At 62.8% G+C, this 5,644-nt stretch carries 4 protein-coding genes; all 4 read right to left on the bottom strand.

Features of this window, described 5'->3' with window-relative positions; translation table 11 throughout:
- The coding region (locus KBZ15_RS17260; protein WP_255016461.1) for a hypothetical protein at positions 1–199 on the bottom strand (199 nt) is incomplete at its 3' end.
- On the bottom strand, positions 199–3,489 hold the full coding sequence (locus tag KBZ15_RS17255) for an efflux RND transporter permease subunit (RefSeq protein ID WP_255016460.1): 3,291 nt from the start codon (positions 3,487–3,489) through the stop codon (positions 199–201). The genes KBZ15_RS17255 and KBZ15_RS17260, both read right to left, overlap by 1 nt.
- On the bottom strand, positions 3,486–4,541 hold the full coding sequence (locus tag KBZ15_RS17250) for an efflux RND transporter periplasmic adaptor subunit (protein WP_255016459.1): 1,056 nt from the start codon (positions 4,539–4,541) through the stop codon (positions 3,486–3,488). Before KBZ15_RS17250 ends, KBZ15_RS17255 begins: the two co-directional genes overlap by 4 nt.
- Before the next feature lie 150 nt (positions 4,542–4,691).
- Positions 4,692–5,435, bottom strand: coding sequence for a hypothetical protein (locus KBZ15_RS17245; RefSeq protein ID WP_255016458.1), 744 nt, complete (start codon positions 5,433–5,435; stop codon positions 4,692–4,694).
- Positions 5,436–5,644: the final 209 nt, after the last annotated feature.

Here is a 5,644-nt window from a genome sequence, read left to right as displayed (position 1 = left end):
CCGCAACTAGCACCACCACCAGGGACCGCTCCAGCGAAGGTTGGGCCAGGGCATTGCCGGCATGGGCGGCGGCGCGGCGCCCCAGCACCAGCAGCAGCGCCGCCAGAACCGCCAACACCACGGCGGCCAGCAGCACTCGACGTCGATCCACCTCACTCTGGCGCGGCGGCTGGTATCCGGGCGGATGGGGCAGGGGCATCAGGAAGCAGGGATGGAGGAATTGCTGGCACTGGCCGGGAACCAGCTTGCCTCGAGCCGTTTCATCAGCACATAGAACGCCGGCACGACGAACAGGCTCATCGCCGTGGCCACCAGCAGCCCACCGAAGATCACCGAGCCGATCGAGCGCTGACTCATGGCGCCGGCACCGCTTGCTACCACCCGCGGGAAGAAGCCCGACAGGGCCGCCGAGGCCGTCATCAGAATCGGCCGCAGGCGCGACTGGGCCGCCCCCATTGCCGCCTCCACGTCCGACAGGCCCGCCTCCATGCGCTGGTTGGCCAGGTCGACGATCAGAATGCCATTCTTGGCCGCCAAGCCGATCAAGGTCACCAGACCCACCTGGGCGTAGACGTTGTTCACCTGCTGGTTGAGCACCAGGAACAGCAGTGCCCCCAGGATCGCCAGCGGCACCGTCATCAGGATCACCAGCGGATCGATGTAGCTGCCGTACTGGGCCGAGAGCACCAGATACACCACCACCAGGCCCAGGGCAAACACCAGCGCCGCCAGCGAACCGGCCGCCACTTCCGAGCGGCTGAGGGCCGACCAGTCCATGCCGATGTTGGTGAAGTTCAGCCGTTGGAAGGTAGTGGTGAGTGCATCGATGGCCTGGCCGGTGCTCTTGCCGATCGCCTCGAAGCCCTGGATCAGCACCGTGCGGTTGAGATCAAAGTGGCTGATAATCGGCGGTGCGCTGTCGAGCCGCACAGTCACCAGATTCAGCAACGGAATCTGGGCGCCACCGGCGGCGGGAACGTAGAGATTCTCCAGGCTGTCGATTGTTTCGCGCCTGCTGCCCTCGGCCTGCACGTACACCTGGCGGTACTGGCCGTTCTCGTAGGTCTGATTCACGAACGCCCCACCGTTAACCGCCCCTAGGACCTTCATCGCCGTGCCGAAATCCACCTGCAGAGAAGCCATACGGTCGCGGTCGGGCTCGATTCGCCACACCGGGGCATCACTCACAAACTGGGTGTAGAGGTTATAAAAGAAGCCGCTGGCCTTGGCCTTATCGATCAGCTGGTTAGCCATGACCAACAGATCGGTGGGGCTGTAGCCGCCATTACTTAGGTCGTTGAACTGAAATGAGAGCCCGCCCTGGGCGCTGAAGCCGGGAACCGCAGCAGGCTGCTGGGCCATTACCTTGGCCCCCTCGATCCTCTGGAACTGGTGGTTGAGCCGCTGCACCACCGCCCGGGCTGATTGATCAGCAGAGCTGCGCTCCTCGATCGGCTTTAACCCAAAGAAGAACAGGCCCTGATTGAGAGCACCGCCGTTGAAACCGGCCCCGCCGATCAACTCGCCGCTCACGATTTCAGGCTCCTGCGCCAGGATCTGGCGGGCCTGATCGGCCACCTTCATCGTCTGCTCCAGCGAAGCCTGGGGTGGCAGCTGGATAATGCCAAGGCCGTAGCCCTGATCTTCGGTGGGCACGAAGCCTGAGGGGATGGCAATAAAGGCCACACCGGTAAGCACCACCCCGCCCAGCACGGCGCTCACTAGAAGCCGTCGGCCTCGAATGGCCCGCTCCAGCAGCCGCACATAGGCGGCTGCCATGCGATCGAACTGGGTGTTAAACCCAGAGAAGATCGGCTTGAGGTAGGTGCCCACCAGCGCCCCCAGAGCGCCGAACAACAACAGCCACACCCAGCCGCCGAAGAGGTAGCCGTAGGCGGCGCCGAAGGCTCCACCAATCAGCGTCCATCCACGCCCGGTGGGGTTGGTCTTGCCGCCCCCCAGCAGCAGGGCCGACTGCAACGGCTTGCCGCTGATGGCGTTAAAGGTGCTCACCAGGATTGAGAACACGATCGTAAGGGCGAACTGGCGGTAAATCACTCCGGTGGCGCCGGGGAAAAAGGTGACGGGAATGAACACCGCCAGCAAAACGAGGGCCGTGGCGAGGATCGCGCCCGTCAACTCTTTCATCGCATTGGAGGCCGCAGCGAAGGGCTTATCGCCTGCCTCGATACGGGCCTCAACCGCCTCCACTACAACAATGGCGTCGTCCACCACCAGGCCGGTGGCCAGGATCACCCCCAGCAGGGTGAGTTCGTTGATCGAAAAGCCAAACGCCTTGACGAAGATCATCGCCCCCAGCAGCGCAATCGGCAGGGCCAGGGCCGGCACCATCGTGGCCTTCCAATCCTGCAGGAACAGGAAGATTATCAATAACACCAGCACAACGGCATCGCGTAGCGCATCCAGCGCCCCAAAGATCGAGGCATTGATGAAATCGGTCTGGTCGAACACCTTCTCCAACTTCACGCCCGGCGGCAAGGTGCTGCGGAATTGAGTTAGCACCTGGTCCACCGCTTCGGCAGTGGTGATCGCATTGCTGCCCGGCAGCTGGATCACGCCGAAGCCCACGCAGGGGTGGCCAGTGATGAGGTTGATTGCCGCCTGGTTGAAGTTCTGAAAGGCGTACTCCGCCCGGCCCACATCGCGCAGTCGGATCAGGCTGCCATCGGGGCCGCTGTCGCTGACCATGCCCGAGGGGCCGCGGCTGAGCACCAGGTTTTCGAACTCCTCCACCGTGCGCAGGTTGCCCTGCACCAGCACCGGCAGGTTGGTGGGATTATTGACAGATGCCGGCGGGCCGCCGATGCTGCCGCCCACCACGATCTGGTTCTGGGAGCGAAGGGCGTTCTCCACATCCAGAATCGTGAGATTGAAGCGGCTGAGCTTGGCCGGATCCACCCAGAGCTTGTAGGCCGGATTGCTGGCGCCGAACACCGTCACCTGGCCCACGCCCTCGGCCCGGCTGAGCGGATAGGCGAGGTTGAGCTGATAGAGGCCGTTGAGGTATTCACGGCTGAACTGCCCTTCTGTGGAGGTGAGGTTGTACACCAGCAGATAGCTGGTGGCTGTCTGCTGCACCGTCACTCCCTGGGAGTTCACCTGCTCAGGCAGCTGGGGCGAGGCGGTCTGCACCCGGTTCAGCACATTCACCTGATCTATATCGGCATTGGTGCCGGCCTTGAACACCACGTTGATCTGGCTGACGCCCTGGCTGGTGCTGTTGGAGCTGATGTAATCCATCCCCGGCGCGCCGTTGATCTGCTCCTCGAGCGGGCCGGTTACGGCACTTTCCACCGTGAGCGCATCGGCCCCGGGCAAGTTGGCCGTCACCTGGATAGTGGGCGGCGCGATATTCGGCAGGTTCTCGATCGGCAGCAGCGGCAGCGAGATCACCCCGGCCATCAGGATCAGGATGCTGCACACGGTGCTGAGCACCGGCCGGCGGATGAAGGTGTCAGAAAGGCTCATCGCCGCGGGATCACCATGCCGCTGCGCAGCTGAGCCAGATTGCCCAGAACCACCGCATCGCTTGAGCTAAGCCCTTTGATAACGGCGAAGCGACCACCCTGCAAGCTGCCTAGGGTCACTGGGGTCTGCACCGCCACCAGGGCACCTGCCGAGGGGGCCGGTGTGATCGGTGCGCCTATCAGGCGCTGGGCTTCAGCGGGCTGCACCGCCCGGAATACAAACGTCTGCCCCGCCTGCAGCAGCACCGCGGCCTGGGGAATCGCCAGCTTCTGCTCACGGCCGAAGCGCAAGCTGGCCTGCACGCGCTGCTGATCGCGCAGGGCGCCATCGGGGTTCTCGAAGGTGGCCTTAACCAGCAGTGTCTGGGTGCGCCGATCGAGCGACGGGGCGATAAATGTCACCTTGCCGATCGCCTTCAGCGCCGTCTTGTCGGGCGCCTGCAGCTCCACCGGCATGCCCAGCCGCACGCGATAGGCCAGCTCGCCGGGCACATCCAGCCGCACCCAGAGGCTGCGATTGTCGACAAGGTTGGTGATGGTTTCGCCCTGGCGCACCACCGCCCCCAGCTTGTGCTGGATGTCACCCACCATGCCGGCGATAGGTGCCTTCACATCCTTATAAGCCAGCGTGGCTGAGCTCGCCCTCACCTTCTCATCACTGGAGATGGCTTGGGTGACATAGGCATCGCGTTGCTTGGTTGAGACGGCGCCCTGCTCATTGAGAAAGATGTAGCGCTCGGCATTAAAACGATCCTTACGGGCCTCCGCCGCATCGGCAGCCAAGCTGGCCTGCTGCTGAATCTGATCGAGCCGGAACAGCAGCTCCCCCGGCCGCACCATCTGGCCCTCGTGCATCGACATCGCCACAATGCGGCCGTCGATCTCAGCGGCCAGGGGCACGTTGGCTATCGATTCGAGGGTGCTCTGGTAGGTGGCCTGATCGGTGAAGGCCTGGCGCGCCGGGCTGGTCAGAGAAAAGGTGGACTGTGGCGGCGGCGGCGGTGGTTTGACACAGCCGGCAAGGGTGGCCAAAAGCACCGGAAACGCCAGCATCGGCCCCAGGGAAGCAGGATGCCTGGGCTGCTCTGAACGGCGCACGATGGGCTTCAAAACCCGCCCAATCTAGGGATGGCAATCAGCTGGGTCAAGCAAAGGTATCCACCCGTAGAAGGAACCCTACTCAAACGGGCGCCATAGGGAGGCTCAACCGAGAGTATTAATTGCCCTGGCCAGAATCACAATGAATACGGTGATCATCGCGAGGCTGTGCACACTGTGCAGCACCTTGATCGGCCGACCCACTAGCAGATGACCCTCCGGAGGACCAAAACAGTTGCTGCTCAGAATTGTGAAGTAGGCATAATCCATGAACTCAGGCTGCCAATGATCCGACCGCAACACATCGCGCTCAAGTGTTTCTTCTGGGAACACGATGCCATTGGGCGTAGTCAACGCGGCTGACGCCGACTGCTCCCAGATAGCGCCCAAATGCCGGGGTGGATTATCGATAAACCAATACCAGAACAGGAAGATCAGGCTGATGCCGAGATAGAGCATCAAGGCATCCATCAGCAACGTATAGGAGGACAGATTCAGCCTATAAATAGCGATACTCTCGGAGAGCAGATTGGTCGCGGCCATGCAGGAGGCCAGCCACACCAGGGATGCCAGTTGGCGTCGGCTCGGCGCCCGTCCCCGGCGAAATTCCGGGAGCACGCGCACCAGCAACAGCCACCAGAACGCCACCAGCAATGCAGCAAACACCACCAACAAACCGCGCTGAATTACACCAATTAGCCAAGGAGAATTCTGATGGGCACGCAGCACATGCTCGAGGATGCGCAGCCGCAGCCCCAGATTGAGCAGCACCGCCGCCACCAGAGCGATCAGGAAGGGGCGCAGCGAGGCTGCGTCCCTTGGAGTGGGGTAAGTGCTGCGGTAGCCCATGGCGACCCAGGCCTCTGGCTCTTTCCTCAACCTAGATATCGTCAGCCACTGGGGCAATCAGACTCAAGGGGTTGCATACCGCTGATGCACAACCCCCTCGCCCACCGTCTGGATGGCCTGGCCGAGACCTGGAACGAAGCCGAGATCACCCGCCCCTCCCTCGGCCGCTGGATCGAGCAGTTCGACGCCGGCGATCAGCCGATCGCCCT

This window comes from Cyanobium sp. BA20m-p-22 (assembly GCF_024346275.1).
Taxonomy (GTDB): Bacteria; Cyanobacteriota; Cyanobacteriia; order PCC-6307; family Cyanobiaceae; genus Cyanobium_A.
The sequence above is the reverse complement of the archived record's forward strand: the minus strand, read 5'-3'. Positions and strand labels throughout refer to the sequence as shown.